This window comes from Kineococcus sp. DHX-1, assembly GCF_042473625.1.
Classification (GTDB): Bacteria; Actinomycetota; Actinomycetes; order Actinomycetales; family Kineococcaceae; genus Kineococcus.
The window spans coordinates 4,149,828-4,167,939 of sequence record NZ_CP170445.1; the positions used below are offsets into that span (position 1 = coordinate 4,149,828).

The following is an 18,112-nucleotide window of genomic DNA, read 5'->3' on the forward strand; positions in this document are numbered from 1 at the left end:
CCGTCGGCCGGGTGGCGTCACCCGTCCGGCGGTGGGGCGTCAGCCCTCGGACGCCCCGGGGACGTCGCCCGCGCTCGGCGGGCGCATGAGGCCGAGCAGCGGTGCGGTCGTCAGCCGCTGCCGCACGAGCGCGGCCGCGGCGAGCAGGACGACGAGCCCGAGGAACGCCAGCGGCCAGAAGTTCGTGGCGAAGGCGACGCCGAGCAGCGCGAGCACCACCACGACGGGGACGACGAGCGGCATGCGGTTGTACCAGCGCGGCTGCAGGACGGCCGCGGCGTACCACCAGGCGACGGCCGCGACGCGCTCGTCGGGGTGCCGCCGGCCCTGCCGGGCCAGGGCGATCGCGTCCTGCCGGTCCTCCCGCGGCAACGTGTGGAAGGCGCGCAACGCCGTCTCCCGCCGCTGCGGGGTCATCTCCGGCCCCACGACCGCGCCCATCGTCCTGCTCCCACCGTCGTCCCGTCCCCGGACGGCACGTCCGGGGTGGCGGAGGGCATGGGATTCGAACCCATGAGGAAGGAGTGGGTACCTCCCTAGCGGTTTTCAAGACCGCCGCCTTCAACCACTCGGCCAGCCCTCCCGGCCGCACCGGACCCCGCGAGCGGGTCGGCGCGGGGCCCAGTCTGCCAGCTAGCCCGGCGCCCTCGACCGGCTTCCCGCCCGCGAGCGCAGCACGACCCCTTCGCGCAGCAGCAACTTGCGGACGCGGGTCAGGCTGTAGCCGGTGTCCAGGGAGATCTGGGCGATGCTGCGGCCCTGCTCGTACTGCTCGCGCAGGACGCGCTGGGCGAGCAGGCGCTTCTCCTCGGTGAACCACTCGCCGAGCTCGGCGGGCGGCAGGTCCTCCAGTCCCATCACGCCTCCTGCAGCGCGGCGACGCGCGCGACCATCGCGTCGAGCCGGTCGCCGTCGCCGGCGAGGACGAGGTGCTCGACGTTGCGCAGCCGGCCCACGGAGCCGACCTTCTCCCCCGCCCGGTTGTGGATGCCGATCTTCGCGCCGACGTAGCGGTCGCTCTCGAAGGACAGGGTCCGCACGTCCTGGCCCCGGGCGCGGCACATCTCGACGAGCTCGGGGAGGGCGACGTACCCCTCGTCGGAGAAGCTGAGGACGACGGTTCCGGCCCGCACCCGGCGGACCGTCTCGGCGAGGGCGGCCGGCATGGTCCGGCGTCCGTTGAAGACGCTGCGGCTCACGGCGTCCCGGCAGTCGGCGCGCTTGGCCGCGACCCCGTACGGCTCGGGCCGGTCCCAGCGGACGAGCGTCTCCCAGACGTGGTAGTTCGCGAAGTAGCGGTGCTTGTTGTACGGCGGGTCGAGGTAGGCGACGTCCACGGGGGGCAGTTCGTCGACGACGCTCGCGGCGTCGGCGCGGACCGCTCGTCCCGTCCCCGGGGTGAGGACGGGCGGCCGCAGGTGCAGCTCGCGGGCCGAGCGGCGCGACCACTCCTTGAGGTAGGCCATCTGCACGCCCACGGTGGAGTCGACGGCGTCGGCGGCGCGCAGCAGGCTCGTCAGCAGCAGGGGTCGCAGCGGGGAGTCGCCGTACAGGTCGTCGATGCCCTGCCGGACGGCGTCGATCCGCATGCCGTTGCGGGGCTGGAAGTACCGCGAGCGTTCGCAGAACACCTCGGTGACGTACCCGCGGACGGGCTCCAGACACGCGAGCCGGTCCAGCGCCTCGGCGACCTCGGCGGCGTCGACGCTGTCCGCGTCGGCCTCCACGTAGCACTGCGCGAGGACCTCGCTGTAGCTGGCGGTGTCGACGGCCGTGACGTCCATCCCGCGGCGGCACATCTCCTGCGCCACGCGCGTCGTGCCCGTGAAGAGGTCCAGACCGGTGCGGGCGCCGCTGGCCGCGAACAGCTCGCCCAGGACCGGGACGAGCCGTCGTTTCGAGCCCAGGTACTTGATCACGCGACCCCCTCCGCAGCAGCCGTCCGCGCCGTGCCTGCACGCGGGGCCGATCGTGCCGCACGGGTCCGACACGACCCCGGGACCGCCGCGCGGACACGCCGCGCCCGGCGGGGCGGGCGGTGCGGGTGGGGTAGCGTCGGGCGACCCGTCCGCCGATCACCGAGCGAGTTCCCGTTGGCCGAAGCCCTCCGCTGCGTCGTCGTCCTGCCCACGTACGACGAGGCCGACAACATCACCGGCATGCTCGAGCGGATCCTCGCCTCCGCCGTCGCGCCCGACGTCCTCGTGGTCGACGACTCCTCCCCCGACGGCACCGGCGCCCTCGTCGAGCAGGCCGCGGCGCGGTACCCGCAGGGACGGGTGCGGTTGCTGACCCGGACGTCGAAGGACGGCCTCGGCGCCGCGTACCGCGCCGGTTTCGCGCACGCCCTGGCCACCGGCGACCACGACGTCGTCGTGCAGATGGACGCCGACGGCTCGCACCCGGTGGAGGCGCTGGAGCGGATGCTCGCGCAGATCGCGGCGGGTGCGGACCTCGTCCTCGGTGCCCGGTACGTGCCCGGTGGTGCCCTCGACGACGCGTGGCCCTGGTACCGCAAGGCGCTCTCGCGCGGCGCGAACGTCTACGCCCGCGTGCTGCTGCGCGCCCCCGTCGCCGACCTCACCGGCGGGTTCAAGGCGTGGCGCGCGGACCTCCTCCGCTCCCTGGACCTCTCGCAGCTGACGGCCGCGGGGTACGCGTTCCAGATCCAGACGACGCTCGCCGCCCTGCAGCAGGGCGCGACCGTGCGCGAGGTGCCGATCCTCTTCACGGAGCGGACGCACGGGACGTCGAAGATGTCGAAGGCGATCATCCGCGAGGCGATGGTCGCGGTGCTGCGGATGCGCCGTCACGGTCCTTCCGGCCGTCCCTGACGCCCGTCACCCCTCGCCACCCCTCGTCGCACCGATCTGGGGCGCCCCCGGCGGGTCAGGAGGAGGCGGCGGGGGCGGACAGGTTGACCATCCAGTGGATCCCGTACCGGTCGACGAGGGCGCCGTACTCGTCGCCCCACATCTGCGGCTCCAGCGGCGTCTCGACCGTCCCGCCCTCGGCGAGGGCGGCGAAGGCGGGGCGCAGGACGTCGGCGTCGTCGCCGGTGAGGGCGACGGTGATGCTGGCGCCGGGGGTGAAGTCCATCCCGGGCGGCACGTCGGAGCCCATGAGCAGCCAGCCCTGCGGGGTCTTCAGCTGGGAGTGCATGACGAGCTCGGGGTCGACGCCGGGCGGGGCGCCGAACTCGCCGAACGTCGTCAGGTCGAGGGTGCCGCCGAGGACGTCGCGGTAGAAGGTCGTCGCCTCCTTCGCCTGTCCGCGGAAGCTGAGGTAGGGCGACAGGTTCGAGGGCACGACGGCCTCCTGGGACGCACGGACCGGACCCCGAGAAGTTACCGGGGCCGACGGCCCGGCGACCAGGGGTGATGACCACCCGGACTGCGGGGAGTGACGGGTGGTGACTGTGACCTCTTCGTGATTGTGTCCACCCGACCGGTCTGGGAGGGTCGAGCGGACAGCAGTGTCACGGACAGTCCGCGCCGTTCCCCGCACGGTGCGTGCCGTCGGGTCGCGCGGTCACCACGACACGTTCAGCGACAGACGGCACGTCCGCGGGAGGACCACCGGTGCGAGGCCAGGGTGACGACGCGGACGCCGTCGCCCAGCTCCTGGACCTGGCCCGGGACATCTTCGGCACCCCCGTCGTCGCCCTCACGCGCCCGACCCGCGCCAGCCCGCACCACGTCGATCAGACGAGCAGCGTCCTGGACCCGCACGCCACGGTCCGGCTGCTGGCCGACACCGACCTCGCCGCCACGCCGCTGGGCGTGGACGTCGTCCGGCCCGACGGGGTACCCGGCGGCCGGCTCGTGGGGGTCGGTCCCGCCGACACGTCCGAGGACGACCTCGCCTCCCGCCAGCTCGAGGCCCTCCACGTCGTGGCGGCGCTGGTCGCGGGGGTCCTGCACCACCGCGACCGCCGCCGCGCCGAGCGGGACGAGCGGCTCGCCTCCCTCGACGCCTTCGTCGCCGGCACCGGCCGCACGACCGTCCTGCAGCCGATCGTCGACCTGCGCACGGGCGCGACGGTCGGGGCGGAGGCGCTGAGCCGCTTCACCGGGCCGGAGGGGTCGCCGCGCCGGCCCGAGCAGGTGTTCACCGACGCGCGGACGGCCGGGATCGGCCTCCGGCTGGAGCAGGCGGCCATCGCCTCGGCCCTGCCCCTGCTGCGGTCCGTCCCCGCCGGCGCTTACCTGAGCGTCAACGCCTCCGCCGAGGCGCTGCTGGAGGGCTCCACCCACGACCTGCTGCTCTCGGAACTGCCGGACCGGCTCGTCGTCGAGATCACCGAGCACGACCCGGTCGACGACTACGACGCCCTCACCGAGGCCACCGCGGAGCTGCGCCGGCACGGCGTCCGCATCGCCGTGGACGACGCGGGAGCGGGGTTCGCCAGCCTGCAGCACGTCCTGCAGCTGACCCCGGACATCGTCAAGCTCGACATCGCCTTCGTGCGCGGCATCGACGCCGACCCCGCCCGCCGCGCGGTGGCCCGGGCCCTGGTGGGTTTCGCCTCGGAACTGGGGTCGACGATGGTCGCCGAAGGCGTCGAACACCCGGACGAGCTCGCGGTCCTAGAAGAGCTCGGGGTGGAGTGCGGCCAGGGCTACCTGCTCGGCCGCCCCACCGCGGACCCCGTCTGGGGTGGCGGGCCCGAGGCGACGACCGCCGTCGTCACCCCGTGACCCCCCGGACGACGAGAACCCCCCGCCCGGCAGGGCGAGGGGTTCCGGGTCCGGCGCGTCAGAACGTGACGATGCTCAGCGCGCCCTTGCCGTAGCGGGCGACCGAGACCGTGAGGTCCAGGCGGCTGCCCGTGCGGGTCGCCCAGTCGGCCACGTCGGGGCGCAGGGCCTCGCCGGGCACGTAGGACGCGTACAGCTTCAGGTGCGCGGCACCCTCGACGTTGAACAGGGACGCCATGATGTTGAGGACCTCGCGCGAGTTCACCGCGAGGTTCTCCGGCAGTTCCTTGTCGTCGATGGCGTCCTCGCTGGCCCCGGGGGGCAGCAGGCCGATCGCGGCACCGGCGTGGGCGGCCAGCGCGAAGTCGAAGACCACGACGGCCTTGGACTTCAGGTGGTCGTCCACGTAGAGCCCGACGAGGGAACCGGGCTTGCCGCCGACGGGCAGCGGGCGACCGTCGGACAGGTCGACGTCGCGGTTGAGCAGGTCCGAGAGCAGGTTGCGGATCGCGAGGTTCGACGGCAACGGGTTGACGTCGAACTTCACCTCACCCTGCGCCACCGACGACTCGACGGCACCGGAACCGGCGTCGCCACCGAGGACCGGGGCCAGGGCCGCGGCGAACGCCTCGGGGGTGAAGGGCTTGGCGATGAGGAACAGGGCGCCGGCGGCCGCCGCCTTCTCCCGCATCTCCTCCGAACCCTCCGACGTCACGAAGCCGAACGGCACGTCGATGCCCGAACCGCGCAGGTTCTGCAGCATCTCGATGCCCGTGGCCTCGGGCATGTTCCAGTCGGAGAGGACGATGTCCGGGTTCTCCTTGCGGACCGCGTCGAAACCCTCCTTGCCGTTCTCGGCCTGGACCACCTCGACCCAGTCGTACCCGGCCTGGCGGAGGGTGCGGATGACGATCTGACGCATGACGCGGCTGTCGTCGACCACGAGGGCCTTCACGTCGTCATCCCCCCACGTTCTCGGAACCGTTGCCGCCGGCCAGCCACACCTCGAAGGTCAGCCACTGACCCTTCCAGTTGGCGTCCAGACGCGCCGCGAGGCGGTCGGAGGCGCCGTGCAGGGGCAGCGCGGTGGAGACCACCGGCAGACCCAGCGGACCCGCGTCGGGGACGAGCGCCTTGATGTTGCCGCCGACGATGTTCGCGACCTCACCGAGGGAGTCGTAGACGTCCTCGTCGGTCAGCTCACCGTCCTCCTGGAGCAGGGCCTGCGCCAGGGGCAGACCCAGGGTGCGCTCCACGCTGACGGTGACGATGCCCGGGCGCGCGCCGGAGATCGTGACCGACGCGCAGTAGATGTCGCCCTCGATGTCGTGCTGGTCGAAGGACGGCAGCAGGAACTCGGTGTGCGCGAAGTAGGACGCCCACATCGCGTCGACGATCTGGCCCAGGGCCTCGTCCTCGACGTAGTCGGTGGGTTCGTCGTAGAACTCCTCGACCAGTTCGGTCATGCCTGGACCCCTTCCGGGAGCAGGCCGAGCAGGGAGAGCTTCTCCTCCAGCGACTCGACCGTGAACGGCTTGATGAGGTACTCGTGCGCGCCGGCGGCCAGCGCCCGGACGATCTGTCCGTGCTCGGCCTCCGTCGTCACCATCATCAGCGTGAGCGCGCGGTAGTCGCGGTTCGCCCGGACCTGCGTGACGAACGTGAGACCGTCCATCACCGGCATGTTCCAGTCGACCGTCGCGAGGTCGGGCAGCGGGCCCGCCTCGAGGACCTTCAGCGCCTCGGCGCCGTCGGCCGCCTCGACCGTCTCGTACCCGAGCTTGCGCAGTGCACCTGCGATGATCTTCCGCATGGCGCGGGAGTCATCCACGACCAGAGCCTTCATGCCTGACCTCCGTTCTTGGGACGGTGGACCGAAACCCGTCCGATGAGTTCGCGGTCCCAGTTCTCATCGACGCCCAGCGTCGTTTCTGCACCCCCGAGGAACATGTATCCCCCGGGCTTGAGCACCTTGCGCACGCGGGACAGGATGTCGCGCTTGGTCTCGAGGTCGAAGTAGATGAGGACGTTCCGCAGGAACACCACGTCGAACTGGCCCAGGGCCGCGTACGAGCTCGTGAGGTTCAGCTGCTGGAAGCGCACCATCCGCTTGATGTCGTCGTTCACCTGCCACTGCGTCCCGACGCGCGTGAAGTGCCGCACGAGCATCGGGGCCGGCAGCCCGCGGTTCATCTCCAACTGCGAGTACCGGCCGGCCTTGGCCTTCTCCAGCACCTCGTTGGACAGGTCGGTACCGATGATCTCGGCCCGCCACCCCTCGGCGATCAGGCTGTCCTGCAGCGAGATCGCCAGGCTGTAGGCCTCCTGGCCGGTGGAGCTGGCCGCGGACCAGATGCGCAGCGACCGGGTCGTGGCGCGCGCCTGCTTCAGCGCGGGGACGACCGAGGTCGAGAAGGCCGTGAACGGAGCACCGTCGCGGAACCACGACGTCTCGTTCGTCGTGAGCGCCTCGACGATCGCGGTCTGCGCGCGGCGGTCCGGACGCAGCCGGACGCCGTCGACGTAGGCCGAGACGTCGCTCGCGCCGGCGGCCCGCGCCAGCGGGACCAGACGCGACTCGACGAGGTACTCCTTGCCCTTCTCGAGGACGATCGCACTCTCCTTGCGCACGAGGGTGCAGACCCAGTCGAAGGCTGTGGTCGTGAGTGCCATGTCACCACCTGCCTTGGGAGGGACGGGCCGCGGGGGCGGCCGGACGGAACGCCGGCGGTCGGGCCGGCGGGAGGGAACTGGTGCGGGCGGGGCTGGGGGTGGTGCGGGTGGTGCTGCTCGGGGTGGTGCTCGCGGTTGCCCGCGGCGGCGGTGCGGACACCGACCGGGCGGGCCCGAGCCGGCGCTGGATGGCGTCGGCGATGGACCCCAGGGGCAGGACCTCGTCCGCGACGCCCTCGCGGGCCACGGCTCCCGGCATCCCCCAGACCACCGAGGTGGCCTCGTCCTGGGCCAGGACCTGCCCCCCTGCGGCGGCCAGGGCCTTGCAGCCGAGCTTCCCGTCCGACCCCATGCCCGTGAGGATCACGGCCAGGAGTTCGCCGCCGTAGGCGGCGACCGCCGAACGCACCATCACGTCGACGGCGGGCCTGCAGAAGTTCTCGGCAGGTCCCTGGTTCAACTTGATCACCATCTGCGGACCGCGGCGGACGACCTCCATGTGGAAGTCACCGGGCGCGACGTAGACCGTGCCCGCCACGACGGGCTCGCCGTCGGTGGCCTCCACGACCCGCAACGCGGACGACTTGTCGAGCCGCTGAGCGTAGAGCCGGGTGAACACCGGCGGCATGTGCTGGGTGACGAGGACGGGGACCCCGAGACCGGCGGGGAGCTTGGCCAGCACCGCCGAGAGGGCCTCGGGCCCACCGGTGGAGGAGCCGATGACGAGGGCGCGCGGGGCCTTGGCGGCCGAAGTACGCGTGCGGGTCGTGACGGGGGTCGCCGGCCGCGCCGGGGCGGGGGCCGCGGCGACGGGCGCGGCGGCGGCCGCGATCCCCGGCACGAGCGCCTTGATCTTGGGGATGAGCTGCTCGCGGACGGAGTCCATGGACTCCTGGACCGACCCGACGTTCGCGGGCTTGGTCACGTAGTCCGAGGCCCCGGAGGACAGGGCCTCCAGGGTCGCGGTGGCGCCGCGCTCGGTGAGCGTGGAGAACATGATGACCGGGAGCTTCCGGTCGATCTTGCGGATCTCCTTGATCGCCTCGAGGCCGTCCATGACGGGCATCTCGATGTCCAGGGTCACCACGTCGGGCTTGAGCTGGACGATCTTGTCGAGCGCGATCTTGCCGTTGGGGGCCGTGCCGACGACCTCGATCGCCGGGTCGGACGCGAGCACGTCGGTGACGATCCGGCGGACGACGACGGAGTCGTCCACCGTGAGCACCCGGATGCGTGGGCCCACGTCGCACCTGACCTTCCTGCCGCCGGCGCTGCGCGCCGTGGAACACCACCCGGGAGCGGGTGGCTCCCTGTTCATCGGCGCCGGGTCCTCATCCCTGAACCTCGACCCGGCCCGTGTCCCCGCGCGATGTGACCGTCGGCCTCCGATTCGTGACTGTCAGTACAGGACCACTCTGGCGCGGGCCCCCGGGAGCGTCGAGCGGGCCCGCGTCGCCGCCACCTCGCGCAGCCCCTCCAGGACCCGTCCAGCCGGGACCGGGATGATGACGCCCGTGCGCCGCCTGACCCCCGAGGACATGCCCAGCGGACTGACCGTCCGCATCGACCGGGTCCGGCGGGGCGGCGTCTGGCTGCGCACGTGGACGATGTGGATCGCCGAGACCGAGGACGTCCCGCCCGAGCACCGGCACGACGTCGTCCTCGTCCACGGCCTCGGGGTCTCCTCGGCGTACTTCCAGCGCCTCGCCGTCGTGCTCGCCCGGTTCGGGACGGTCCACCTCGTCGAGCTCCCCGGCTTCGCCGGCATCCCCCACCCCGACCGGCGGATGTCGACGCAGGAGATGGGCGCACTGGTGGCGGCGTGGATCCGCGACCAGCACCTGACCGCCGTGCTGCTCGTCGGGCACTCGATGGGGGCGCAGGTCGTGACGGAGGCGGCCCTGGACGACCCGGGCGCCGTCGCCCACGTCGCGCTCATCGGCCCGCCGGTGAACCTGCAGGAACGCTCGGTGCCCCGCCAGGGCCTGCGGCTGCTGCAGTCGGCCGTCTTCGAACCCGCTGCGGTGCGCCGGATGTCGCTCGAGGGCTACGCCAGCTGCGGGTGGCGCTGGTTCGCCCACACCCTGCCGTCGATGATGACCTACCCCATCGAGGAACGGATCCGGGAGCTCGAGGTGCCCGTCCTCGTCCTGCGGGGCCGGCACGACGCCGTCGCCCCCGCCCCGTGGGTCCGGATGCTCGCCGACCGCGCCCCGCAGGGCCGCTGGGTCGAGGTCCCGGGCGCCCACTCGGTCGTCTTCGACCACGCCGAGGAGGTCGCCGCCCAGCTCGCCGACCTCGTCGGTCGGTGACCCGTGGAGGTGACCCCGTGGAGGTGACCGCGTGGACCTGACCGCCCGCCTCGCCGACTACGCCTGGCTCGCCCGGGCCCAACTGCGCCCCGGCCGCCCCGACTGGACCGGCGGCGAGGGGTGCCCCGTCGTCCTCGTCCCGGGCATCTGGGAGACGTGGCACGTCCTGCGCGACCTCGGCGACGCCCTGCACCGCGCCGGCCACCCCGTGCACGTCCTGCCCGGCCTCGGCACCAACTCCGCCGAGCTCGCCGTCGGCGCGGAGGTGCTGCGGCGCACCGTCGAGCGGCTCGACCTGCACGGCGCCGTCGTCGTCGCCCACTCCAAGGGCGGTCTCATCGCCAAGACCGCGCTCGCCCTGCCCGGGGTGAGCGAGCGGGTCGCCGGCCTCGTCGCCGTGGCGACCCCGTTCGAGGGGTCCCGGTACGCGACGTGGTTCCCCGCCCGGTCGGTGCGCCGGTTGTCCCCCCGCGACCCGGCCCTCCGGCGGCTGGCCGCCGACCTCACCGCGCACCCGCGGATCGTCGCGATCCGGCCCCGCTACGACCCGCACGTCCCGCGGGCTGCGAGCGCCCCCGCCCTGGCCGGGGCCGTGGAGGTGGAGGTGCCGCTGGACGGCCACTTCCGGCTGCTGGGCGACCCGCGGCTGCACGAGGCCGTCGTCCACGCCGTCGAGGGGTTGAGCGCGTGACGGCTCGCTCCACCTGGCGGGCCGTGCCGGGACCGGTCCGCCTGCTGCTGTTCAGCCAGTTCGCCTTCAACACCGGCTTCTACCTCGTCGTGCCGTTCCTGGCCGTCCACCTGTCCTCCGGCCTCGGGATGGCGGGCTGGGTCGTCGGCCTCGTGCTGGGGCTGCGCACCTTCAGCCAGCAGGGGTTCTTCTTCGTCGGCGGCGCCCTCACCGACCGGTACGGCGTCCGGCCCGTCCTGCTCACGGGCTGCCTCGTGCGGATCGCCGGGTTCTGCACGCTGGCCGTGGGGCAGTCCCTGCCGGGCGTGCTCGCCGGCACGGTGCTCACCGGGTTCGCCGCCGCCCTGTTCTCCCCCGCCGTCGAGACCGGCTTCGCCCACGCCGGAGCCCGGCTGGAGGAGGCGGGCGCCGTGACGCGCGCCGAGCTGTTCGCCCTCGACGACGTCGTCAGCAAGGTGGGGTCCCTCGCCGGGCCGGTCCTGGGCGCCGCCCTGCTCGGGGTCCCGTTCTCCACGACCTGCTTCGTCGCGGCCGGGGTGTTCGCCGTCGTCCTGGCGGCCAACGCGCGCTGGGCCCCGCGCGCGGACGGGGTGCCGCGCAGCACGTCGGTCACGGCCGGCTGGGGGTCGGTGCTGCGCAACCGCCGGTTCCTCGTCTTCGCCGCGCTGTACTCGACGCTGCTGCTGGCCTACAACCAGATGTACCTCGCGCTGCCCGTGGAACTGGTGCGGGCCACCGGGTCCCAGCGCGCGCTCGGGGCGATGTTCGTCGTGGCGGCGGTCGTCACCGTGCTCGTGCAGGTGCCCGTCGCGCGCTGGGCCCGGCGGCGCGGGGCCGCGCGGGCGCTGCCGGCGGGGTTCGCGGTGACGGCGCTCGCCTTCGCCCTCGTCGCCGCGGCCACCGTCCTGCCGAGCCCGGACCTCGTGCCCGCGCTGGCCCCGGCCGTCGGGTTCGTCGTCGTGCTGCACCTCGGGTCGGCCCTCGCCCGCCCGGTGGCCCGCGACCTCGTCCCGCCCCTGGCCGGTGAGCGCCACGTCGGCGCCCACTACGGCGTGCTGGCCTCCCTCGGTGGGGTGGCGGTGCTCGCCGGCTCGGCCGTCGTCGGGGCGGTGCTGGAGCCGGGGGCGGCGACCCCGTGGGTGCTGCTCGCGGCCGTCGTCGCGGTCTCCGGCGTCGGCCTGGCGGCGCTGTCGCGCCGGCTGGGACCGGCCGCCGGGCGGGCCTGAGCCGGCGGGAGGAACGTGACGGTCAGCCCGCCGTGCGGGCCCGTCGCGACGTGGGCGTCGACGCCGTAGACGTCCTGGATGAGCGCGCGCGTCAGCACCTGCTCCGGCGTCCCGGCGGCCACGACGGACCCGGCGCGCAGGACGACGACGACGTCGCAGAACGTCGCCGCCAGGTTGAGGTCGTGCAGCGCGACGACGCTCGTGACCGGCAGCGCCGCGACGAGCGCGAGCAGCTCGAGCTGGTGCCGGACGTCGAGGTGGTTGGTCGGCTCGTCGAGCAGCAGCTCGGCCGGCTCCTGGGCCAGCGCCCGGGCGATGTGGGCGCGCTGGCGCTCCCCGCCGGACAGCGTGTGCCAGGAGTGGGACGCCTTGGCGGTCAGGTCGACCTGCTCCAGGGCCTGGTCGACGACGGCCTCGTCCCGTGGGCCGGGCCCGCCCAGGAGCCGCCGGTGCGGGGTGCGGCCGAGGCGGACGACGTCCCGCACGGTGAGGTCGACGTCGGTGTCGGCGTGCTGGGTGACGGTGGCGACGCGGCGGGCGACCTCCCGGCGCGGGGTGCGGTGCAGCTCACGGCCGTCCAGCAGGACCGTCCCGGCGTCGGGGCGGGCGGCGCCGTGCAGCAGCCGCAGCAGCGAGCTCTTGCCGGACCCGTTGGGCCCCAGCAGACCCACGGTCGAGCCGGGGTCGGGGCGCAGCGTGACGCCGTCGACGACGATCCGCGTCCCGCGCCGCCAGGTGACGGCGTCGGCGTGCAGGGTCACGACGCCCGCCCGCGGCGGACGAGGAGCAGCGCGAAGACGGGGACGCCGACGAGGGCCGTCCCGACGCCGACGGGCAGCGGGGTGGGGGCGAAGGCGACGCGGGAACCGGCGTCCACCCACACCATCGCGACGGCCCCGACGACGATCGTCGCCGGCACCGTGCGGGTGTGCGCGTGACCGACGAGCAGGCGCGCGACGTGCGGCAGGACGAGCCCGACGAACCCGACGGCGCCGGTGACGCTGACGAGGGTCGCGGTGACCAGGGCCGTCAGCAGGAGCAGGACCGCGCGGGTCCGCGCCACGGGGATGCCGAGGGAGGAGGCGATCTCCTCCCCGAACGCGAAGGCGTCGAGCCGGCCCGCGTAGCCCAGGCACACCGCGGCGCCGACGGCCACGACCGCCCAGCACAGGACGACGTCGTTCCAGCGCACGCCTTCCAGCGACCCGAGCAGCCAGAACATCACTCCCCGCGTCTCGTCGGAGTCGGCGACGGCGAAGACGACGAGGGAGGTCAGCGCGGAGAACAGGTGGGTGCCCGCCAGCCCGGCGAGCAGGATCCCGGCCGTGCCGCCGCGCGTGGCCCGGGCCAGGGCCAGCGTCAGGGCGAAGGCGAGGCAGGCGCCGACGAAGGCGCCGCCCGACAACCCGAGCCCGCCGATCCCGAGGACCGCCACGGCCACCGCGCCCGTCGAGGCACCGGAGGAGACGCCGAGGACGAACGGATCGGCCAACGGGTTGCGCAGCAACGACTGCAGCACCAGGCCGCACAGGCCCAGGCCCGCCCCGCAGGCCGCGGCGACGAGCGCACGGGGCACCCGGTCCTGCCAGACGATCGCGTCCTCGGAGACCCGGACGGGCACCTGGGCCAGCCCGAGGTGGTTGAGCAGGACGTCGCGGACGTTGACGAGGGAGACGTCGGCCGCCCCGAGGGTCGCGGCGACGCCGACGGACAGGACTAGCGCCACGAGACCGCCCACGACGAGGACGGCCGGGTGGAGCCGCCGGCGCTCGAGGACCAGGGGACGGACGGGGGCCTGGACGCTCACAGGTCCTGACCGTGCTCGCGCCACCAGGCGCCGAGCTTCGCCAGCCCGTCGACGTACCGGATGGACGGGTTCAGCTCGGCGCCGTGCAGGGCGACGTACCGCTGCGCCCGCGCGGCGGACAGCACGCTCGCCACCGGGTCGGTGCGCAGGAACTCCTCCTTGGCGGGCAGCCGGTCCCCCGGGAAGCGGTCGCGCCGCAGGTCCCCGAGGACGAGGACGTCCGGGTCGGCCGCCACGACGGACTCCCAGGACACCGACGGCCAGTCCTCGGCCTGGTCGGCGAACACGTTGCGCAGCCCCGTCGAGGTCGCCAGCAGGGAGGCCGCGCCCCTGCCGCCCGCGACGAACGGGGTGTCGAGGTTGGCGAACCAGAACGCCACGGTGCGGCCGCCGAAGTCGACGCCCTCGGTGGCCTCCCGGGCCCGCCGCTGCAGGTCCGCGACGAGGTCCTCGCCGCGCTGGGCGACGTCGAAGACCTGCGCCAGTTCGCGGATCTCCTGGAACAGGCTGTCCACCGTCACCGGGCTGGTCCGCGACTTCTTCCCGCCGTTGACGCTCTGCCCGTCGTCGAGGTCGGTGGGCGAGAGGTAGCTCGCGATCCCCGTCTCGGCCAGCCGGTCGCGGGTGACGACCCCGCCCTGCTCGGCGAAGTGCCGGCCGAAGGAGGCGGTCACGAGGTCCGGGTCCGCGCCGAGCAGCACCTCGTACGTCGGCGCGTTGTCCGCCAGCCGCGGCACGCCCTCGTTCGCGGCGGCCAGGGAGTCCAGGACGGGGTCCGTCCACGACGCCGTGCCGACGATCCGGTCGGCCAGGCCGAGCGACAGCAGGATCTCCGTGGAGCCCTGGTCGAGGGAGACGACGCGCTGCGGGGCCCGCTCGAACCGGACCTCGCGGTCGCCGTTGCGCAGGACGAGCGGGTACGTCGTCCCGCCCTCCCCGGCGCTCGCGGTGCTGCTCGGCGGGACGGCTTCGGAGGCTCCGCACCCGGCGAGGGCGAGGAGGGCGGCGCCGGTCAGCGGACCGAGCGCGCGGCGGGAGAGGGGACGCATCGACGACTCCAGGGCAGGCGAGGGTGTGTCCCTCGACGAGTTCCAGGGCGTCAGTGAGGCTAGCCTACCCTTTTCCGGGAGCCGGTTCCGGGCGGCCGGGGTCCGGATCGTGGGCCCCTCGCTTCCGTTGATCGGGAGCAAGGGGCCGGCGATGCCTCTCCCGCGGGGCGCGTCAGGCGCGGCGGCGGCGCAGCAGGACGAGGACGAGCGCGGCGAGGCCGAGGACGAGACCGCCGCCGGCGAGCCCGCGCGCGACCGGGTCGGACCCGGACGCCTGGGAGGTGCCCGAGGAGGTGGCCGACACCGCCTCGGTCGAGCCGTGGGCGGCGTGGTCGTCACCGTCCCCGTCGGCCTTCGCCGTCGTCGTGAACTCCGGCGCGGGGTGCTCGGGTTCGGCGGCCCCCGCGGCGGCGACGTCGGTCCAGTTCGCCACCTCGCCGTCGGCGTACGTCTGGACGGCGGGCAGCAGGACGCGCGTGCCCGCGTCCGGCAGCGGGCCGACGTTCACCTCGAACTCCTCGAACTGCCCGACGCCGATCCCCGCGGCGCCGGGCTGGGCGGTCCAGGTGATCGACAGGGGGGCCTGGGTGACGGTCACGCCGTCGGCCGTGACCGGCTTCGGCAGGGCGCCCTTCGTCACGGTCGCGACCCAGCCGGGGACGGGTTTCGTCGCGACGTACGTGAGCGGGTGGTCGGTCGGCAGCGAGACCCGCACGGAGGTCGTGGCCGAGGAGTCGGACTCGTTCGGGACGCGGAACGTCACGACGCTGTAGCCGCCGGCGGCGGTCGAGGAGGGGTCGGCGTGGACGTGGGCGGAGGCCGGCCCCGCGGCGAGGAGCACTGCGGCGCAGGCGGTTGCGGACACGGCGAGGACGCGGGTGGGCAGGGTGGAGCGCTTCACGGAGGTTTCTCCTGGGGTGTCGTCAGGACGAGGTCGCGAGGGCGGGGACCCTCGGTGGACCTCGCCGGCGCACCCGGCGCGCGACGACCGACCGCGGCCGCGCGGGCTCGGCGGCCGGCGCGACCGGCCGCGGCGCGACCGTGCGGACCAGCCGCACGAGCAGCCGCACCACCGGCCGCAACCACGCCCACACCGACCACAGCAGCGACTCGCCGTGGAGCAGCGCCCCCAGCGCGAGGGCCGTCGCCGCGACGTGGGCGACGGTCATCGCCGTCCCGGGGTCGGTCGTCACCGCGGGGGCGCCGGAGAACGCGAGCGTCTGGTGGTGCCCCGTCCCGACGACCGTGGCGGCGGGTCCGGCGCACGCGTCGAAGACCGCGTGCAGCACGACCTGCCCGCCGCCGAGCAGCGCGGCGAGGACGGGCCAGGAGAACCGCCGGCCCGCGAGCAGCAGGCTGACCGCGCCGAGGACCAGCGCGACGGCGGCGAGGAGGAAGAGGCCGGGCAGGTCTCCCCCGGCGCTCAGGTGCGCCCCGGCCGCGAGGCCGAGGACGGTGGCCGTGACGGCCCCGGCCCGCACCCCGCGCCACGTCCCGCGGGCCGGACCGGCGGGGCCGGTCCCGTCCGGGAGTCCTGGCAGCGGGCTGGGCACCGGATCACGGTACCCGGCGGTCCCACGACCTCCGAGAGCGCTCAGGCAGCGCCGAAGGCGGCTTCCCACGGGCGCAGCAGGACGGCGCGGGCGTCCGAGCTCAGCAGGTCGGCGACGACCTCGGCGTGCACGACACCGCTGACGACGTTCCACAGCCCCTCGGCGCCGTCGGCGGCCTCCAGGCCGCCGGCGCGGAAGGCGCGGACGGCGAGGAGCTGGGCGACGGCGGCCGTGCGGACGCGGTCGGACAGGTGCACGGCCCAGGACGCGTCGTGGACGGCGCTCGCCCACTCCCCCGCCGACGGGCGGCTGGTGGCGGCGACGGCGCGCAGGCACGCGCGGTCGGTCCCGTCGAGGCGGCGCAGCGTGTCGAGGACCCGCGCGACACCCGCCTGCTCCGGACCGAGGCCGGTCGGGTGCTCCGCCAGCGGCGCGAGGTCGCGGGAGGCCTGGAGGTAGGGGTGGGCCAGCACGCGGCGCACGTGGTCGGGCAGCCGGTCGCCGAGGTAGGCCGAGACGGCGGCGTCGGCGAGCACGTCGGCGGCACGGCCGGCGTCCTCGGTGCGCAGGCGCGGGCCGCCGTCCAGGGACGAGGACCAGGTCCAGTCGAAGACGTCGTGGTGGACGAGCCGGACGAGGGCGTCGGCGTCGGCGATCGTGCTCGTCTGCAGGACGCGGACGACGCCGGACTCGACGCGCGCGCCGGTCTGCTCGTCGGTGGCCTCGCCCGTGAAGTCGCCGTGGGCCAGGCCGTTGGCGACCTGGTGCAGGACGTCGGTGATCTGCGGGACGTTGCCGGCGGCCGCGCGGACCGACTCCCACGCGCGGGTGCGGGTGGCCGCGTCGTGGCGCGCGGCCAGGACGTCGATCTCGCGGGGGCCGCAGTCCAGGGCGCGCAGCAGGACCTCGGCGGCCGAGTCGCCGTGGGGCAGGCGGACCAGGTCGAACCCCAGGACGGGGGAACTCACCAGGGAGTAGTGCACGGTCGTCGCCTCCAGGCCCGGAACCACCACCGCCGGTCCGGCGGAGTGGAACCACCCTGACACTGCGTGACGCCTCGGACCAGGCAACGTCCACCGTCCGGCCCTGCCCCGGCGTGTCGGACCCTCCGCTCGGCCCACCCACGGCGACGGCGCTGGGCCGTCCGGGCGACGGGAGCCGGGTCCGGTCGTAACGTCGAGTCGTGAGGGACGACGGGCAGGTCGCCGGAGCGGTGGCCGCGGACGACGAGGTCCACGAGCACGACCGCGAGCAGTCGCACGAGGGGGCCCACGAGGAGCCGCGCGCGAGCTGGCCGTCCTGGGTCCTCGTCGCGGCGTGCGTCGTCCCGCCGCTGGTCCTGGCCGAGGCCGCGCGCCGCGTGCTGACCGGCGCCTACGACGAGGAGTTCTACGGCGGCTACCCCTCCGGCGCCGGGGCGTTCGACGGCGCGGCTCCCGAGATCTCCACCGGACGGCGGTTCGGCATCCTGTGGGCGCTCGTGGGTGCGCCGGCCCCGCTGTGGGGCGGCGTCGTCGCCGCCCTGCTGGCCCTCGTCGTCGTGCTCGTGGGCCGGCCGTCGTGGCTGGTGCCGGACCGGTGGGGCCGCCGCGTCGCCGCCCTCGGGTCGTGGCTGTCGGCGGCGCTGGCGCTGGGGTGCCTCGTGGGGGTCGTCGCGCACGCCAGCGCACCGGCCGACGACGCGGGCCCCGGGGCGCTGCGGTTCTTCCTGCGCACCGGGCTGCCCGACGACCTGCCGGGCGTCGCCGGGACCCTCGCGGTCCTCGTCCCCGCCCTCCTCCTCCCGGCCGTCACCGGGGCCGTGCTCTGGCGCGCCCCCGCCGGAGAACAGGAGGAACTCCCGGACGCGCGAGGACCGCGGGAAGCGCGAGGGCCCGAGGGAACTCGCGGACTGCGGGAACCCCAGGCGGCGCAGGAACCCCACGCACCGCAGGAGGCTCCGGAACCCCGCCCGCCCGCCGGTCCCCCGACGGTCTCCGACGCCGAGCGCGCGTTGTACCGCCGCCCGGGGTGAGCGCCCCGCAGACGCAGAACGGGGTGGAGCCCGCAGGCCCCACCCCGTTCACGCGTCGCGTCCCAGACCGACGACCAGGCCGTCGAC

General features: G+C 74.7%; 19 protein-coding genes, 1 tRNA gene and 2 pseudogenes. 6 read left to right on the forward strand and 16 right to left on the reverse strand.

Features of this window, described 5'->3' with window-relative positions; genetic code table 11:
- Positions 1-39 precede the first annotated feature (39 nt).
- The 4 genes from ACFEMC_RS19875 to ACFEMC_RS19890 form a co-directional block, all read right to left on the reverse strand.
- Positions 40-441, reverse strand: a complete 402-nt coding sequence (locus ACFEMC_RS19875; protein WP_380171226.1) for a hypothetical protein — start codon at positions 439-441, stop codon at positions 40-42.
- A gap of 46 nt (positions 442-487) precedes the next feature.
- Positions 488-583, reverse strand: a tRNA-Ser gene (locus ACFEMC_RS19880).
- A 50-nt stretch (positions 584-633) separates the two neighbouring features.
- Positions 634-858 carry a helix-turn-helix domain-containing protein gene (locus ACFEMC_RS19885; protein WP_380171227.1) on the reverse strand — a complete coding sequence of 75 codons (225 nt, stop codon included), beginning with the start codon at positions 856-858 and terminating at the stop codon, positions 634-636.
- On the reverse strand, positions 858-1,919 hold the full coding sequence (locus ACFEMC_RS19890; protein WP_380171228.1) for a DNA adenine methylase: 1,062 nt from the start codon (positions 1,917-1,919) through the stop codon (positions 858-860). The genes ACFEMC_RS19885 and ACFEMC_RS19890 overlap by 1 nt, the downstream gene beginning before the upstream one ends.
- 174 nt (positions 1,920-2,093) lie before the next feature.
- Between ACFEMC_RS19890 and ACFEMC_RS19895 the strand changes: the two genes are divergently transcribed.
- Positions 2,094-2,834 (forward strand): polyprenol monophosphomannose synthase, encoded by a 741-nt coding sequence (locus ACFEMC_RS19895; protein ID WP_380171229.1) that lies wholly within the window; start codon positions 2,094-2,096, stop codon positions 2,832-2,834.
- A gap of 55 nt (positions 2,835-2,889) precedes the next feature.
- Here the strand turns inward: ACFEMC_RS19895 and ACFEMC_RS19900 are convergent, their stop codons facing one another.
- On the reverse strand, positions 2,890-3,309 hold the full coding sequence (locus ACFEMC_RS19900; protein ID WP_380171230.1) for a VOC family protein: 420 nt from the start codon (positions 3,307-3,309) through the stop codon (positions 2,890-2,892).
- Positions 3,310-3,581: 272 nt separating this feature from the next.
- Between ACFEMC_RS19900 and ACFEMC_RS19905 the strand changes: the two genes are divergently transcribed.
- Positions 3,582-4,700, forward strand: a complete 1,119-nt coding sequence (locus ACFEMC_RS19905; RefSeq protein WP_380171231.1) for an EAL domain-containing protein — start codon at positions 3,582-3,584, stop codon at positions 4,698-4,700.
- A 598-nt stretch (positions 4,701-5,298) separates the two neighbouring features.
- Here ACFEMC_RS19905 and ACFEMC_RS19910 read toward each other — a convergent pair.
- The 5 genes and pseudogenes from ACFEMC_RS19910 to ACFEMC_RS19930 form a co-directional block, all read right to left on the reverse strand.
- Positions 5,299-5,655: pseudogene (locus tag ACFEMC_RS19910) on the reverse strand (response regulator); the annotation flags it as partial.
- Between the two features lie 4 nt (positions 5,656-5,659).
- Positions 5,660-6,166 carry a chemotaxis protein CheX gene (locus ACFEMC_RS19915; protein WP_380171232.1) on the reverse strand — a complete coding sequence of 169 codons (507 nt, stop codon included), beginning with the start codon at positions 6,164-6,166 and terminating at the stop codon, positions 5,660-5,662.
- Positions 6,163-6,546 (reverse strand): response regulator, encoded by a 384-nt coding sequence (locus ACFEMC_RS19920; protein ID WP_367637230.1) that lies wholly within the window; start codon positions 6,544-6,546, stop codon positions 6,163-6,165. Before ACFEMC_RS19920 ends, ACFEMC_RS19915 begins: the two co-directional genes overlap by 4 nt.
- Complete coding sequence (locus ACFEMC_RS19925; protein WP_380171233.1) at positions 6,543-7,373, reverse strand: CheR family methyltransferase; 831 nt, start codon at positions 7,371-7,373, stop codon at positions 6,543-6,545. The genes ACFEMC_RS19920 and ACFEMC_RS19925 overlap by 4 nt, the downstream gene beginning before the upstream one ends.
- Before the next feature lies 1 nt (position 7,374).
- Positions 7,375-8,616, reverse strand: a complete 1,242-nt coding sequence (locus ACFEMC_RS19930) for a chemotaxis response regulator protein-glutamate methylesterase (protein WP_380171234.1) — start codon at positions 8,614-8,616, stop codon at positions 7,375-7,377.
- Positions 8,617-8,887: 271 nt separating this feature from the next.
- Between ACFEMC_RS19930 and ACFEMC_RS19935 the strand changes: the two genes are divergently transcribed.
- The 3 genes from ACFEMC_RS19935 to ACFEMC_RS19945 are packed head-to-tail and all read left to right on the forward strand — an operon-like array spanning position 8,888 to position 11,602.
- Positions 8,888-9,685 carry an alpha/beta fold hydrolase gene (locus ACFEMC_RS19935; protein WP_380171235.1) on the forward strand — a complete coding sequence of 266 codons (798 nt, stop codon included), beginning with the start codon at positions 8,888-8,890 and terminating at the stop codon, positions 9,683-9,685.
- A gap of 31 nt (positions 9,686-9,716) precedes the next feature.
- Positions 9,717-10,376 carry an esterase/lipase family protein gene (locus tag ACFEMC_RS19940; protein WP_380171236.1) on the forward strand — a complete coding sequence of 220 codons (660 nt, stop codon included), beginning with the start codon at positions 9,717-9,719 and terminating at the stop codon, positions 10,374-10,376.
- The gene (locus ACFEMC_RS19945; protein ID WP_380171237.1) at positions 10,373-11,602 is read left to right on the forward strand and encodes an MFS transporter; all 1,230 of its coding nucleotides are present in this window, start codon (positions 10,373-10,375) and stop codon (positions 11,600-11,602) included. The genes ACFEMC_RS19940 and ACFEMC_RS19945 overlap by 4 nt, the downstream gene beginning before the upstream one ends.
- A 5-nt stretch (positions 11,603-11,607) precedes the next feature.
- On the opposite strand, the pseudogene ACFEMC_RS19950 reads toward ACFEMC_RS19945, so the two are convergent.
- The 6 genes and pseudogenes from ACFEMC_RS19950 to ACFEMC_RS19975 all read right to left on the reverse strand — a co-directional run.
- A pseudogene (locus tag ACFEMC_RS19950) lies at positions 11,608-12,363 on the reverse strand (ABC transporter ATP-binding protein); the annotation flags it as partial.
- Positions 12,360-13,409 (reverse strand): FecCD family ABC transporter permease, encoded by a 1,050-nt coding sequence (locus ACFEMC_RS19955; protein WP_380171238.1) that lies wholly within the window; start codon positions 13,407-13,409, stop codon positions 12,360-12,362. The gene ACFEMC_RS19955 and the pseudogene ACFEMC_RS19950, both read right to left, overlap by 4 nt.
- A complete protein-coding gene (locus ACFEMC_RS19960) occupies positions 13,406-14,458 on the reverse strand; it encodes an ABC transporter substrate-binding protein (protein ID WP_380171239.1) in 1,053 nt (350 codons plus the stop codon). The genes ACFEMC_RS19955 and ACFEMC_RS19960 overlap by 4 nt, the downstream gene beginning before the upstream one ends.
- Before the next feature lie 172 nt (positions 14,459-14,630).
- On the reverse strand, positions 14,631-15,359 hold the full coding sequence (locus ACFEMC_RS19965; RefSeq protein WP_380171240.1) for a YcnI family protein: 729 nt from the start codon (positions 15,357-15,359) through the stop codon (positions 14,631-14,633).
- Positions 15,360-15,381: 22 nt separating this feature from the next.
- A complete protein-coding gene (locus ACFEMC_RS19970) occupies positions 15,382-16,011 on the reverse strand; it encodes a hypothetical protein (protein WP_380171241.1) in 630 nt (209 codons plus the stop codon).
- A 41-nt stretch (positions 16,012-16,052) separates the two neighbouring features.
- A complete protein-coding gene (locus ACFEMC_RS19975; protein ID WP_380171242.1) occupies positions 16,053-17,024 on the reverse strand; it encodes a hypothetical protein in 972 nt (323 codons plus the stop codon).
- 170 nt (positions 17,025-17,194) lie between these two features.
- On the opposite strand from ACFEMC_RS19975, the gene ACFEMC_RS19980 reads away from it, so the two are divergent.
- On the forward strand, positions 17,195-18,025 hold the full coding sequence (locus tag ACFEMC_RS19980) for a hypothetical protein (protein WP_380171243.1): 831 nt from the start codon (positions 17,195-17,197) through the stop codon (positions 18,023-18,025).
- Positions 18,026-18,112 lie beyond the last annotated feature (87 nt).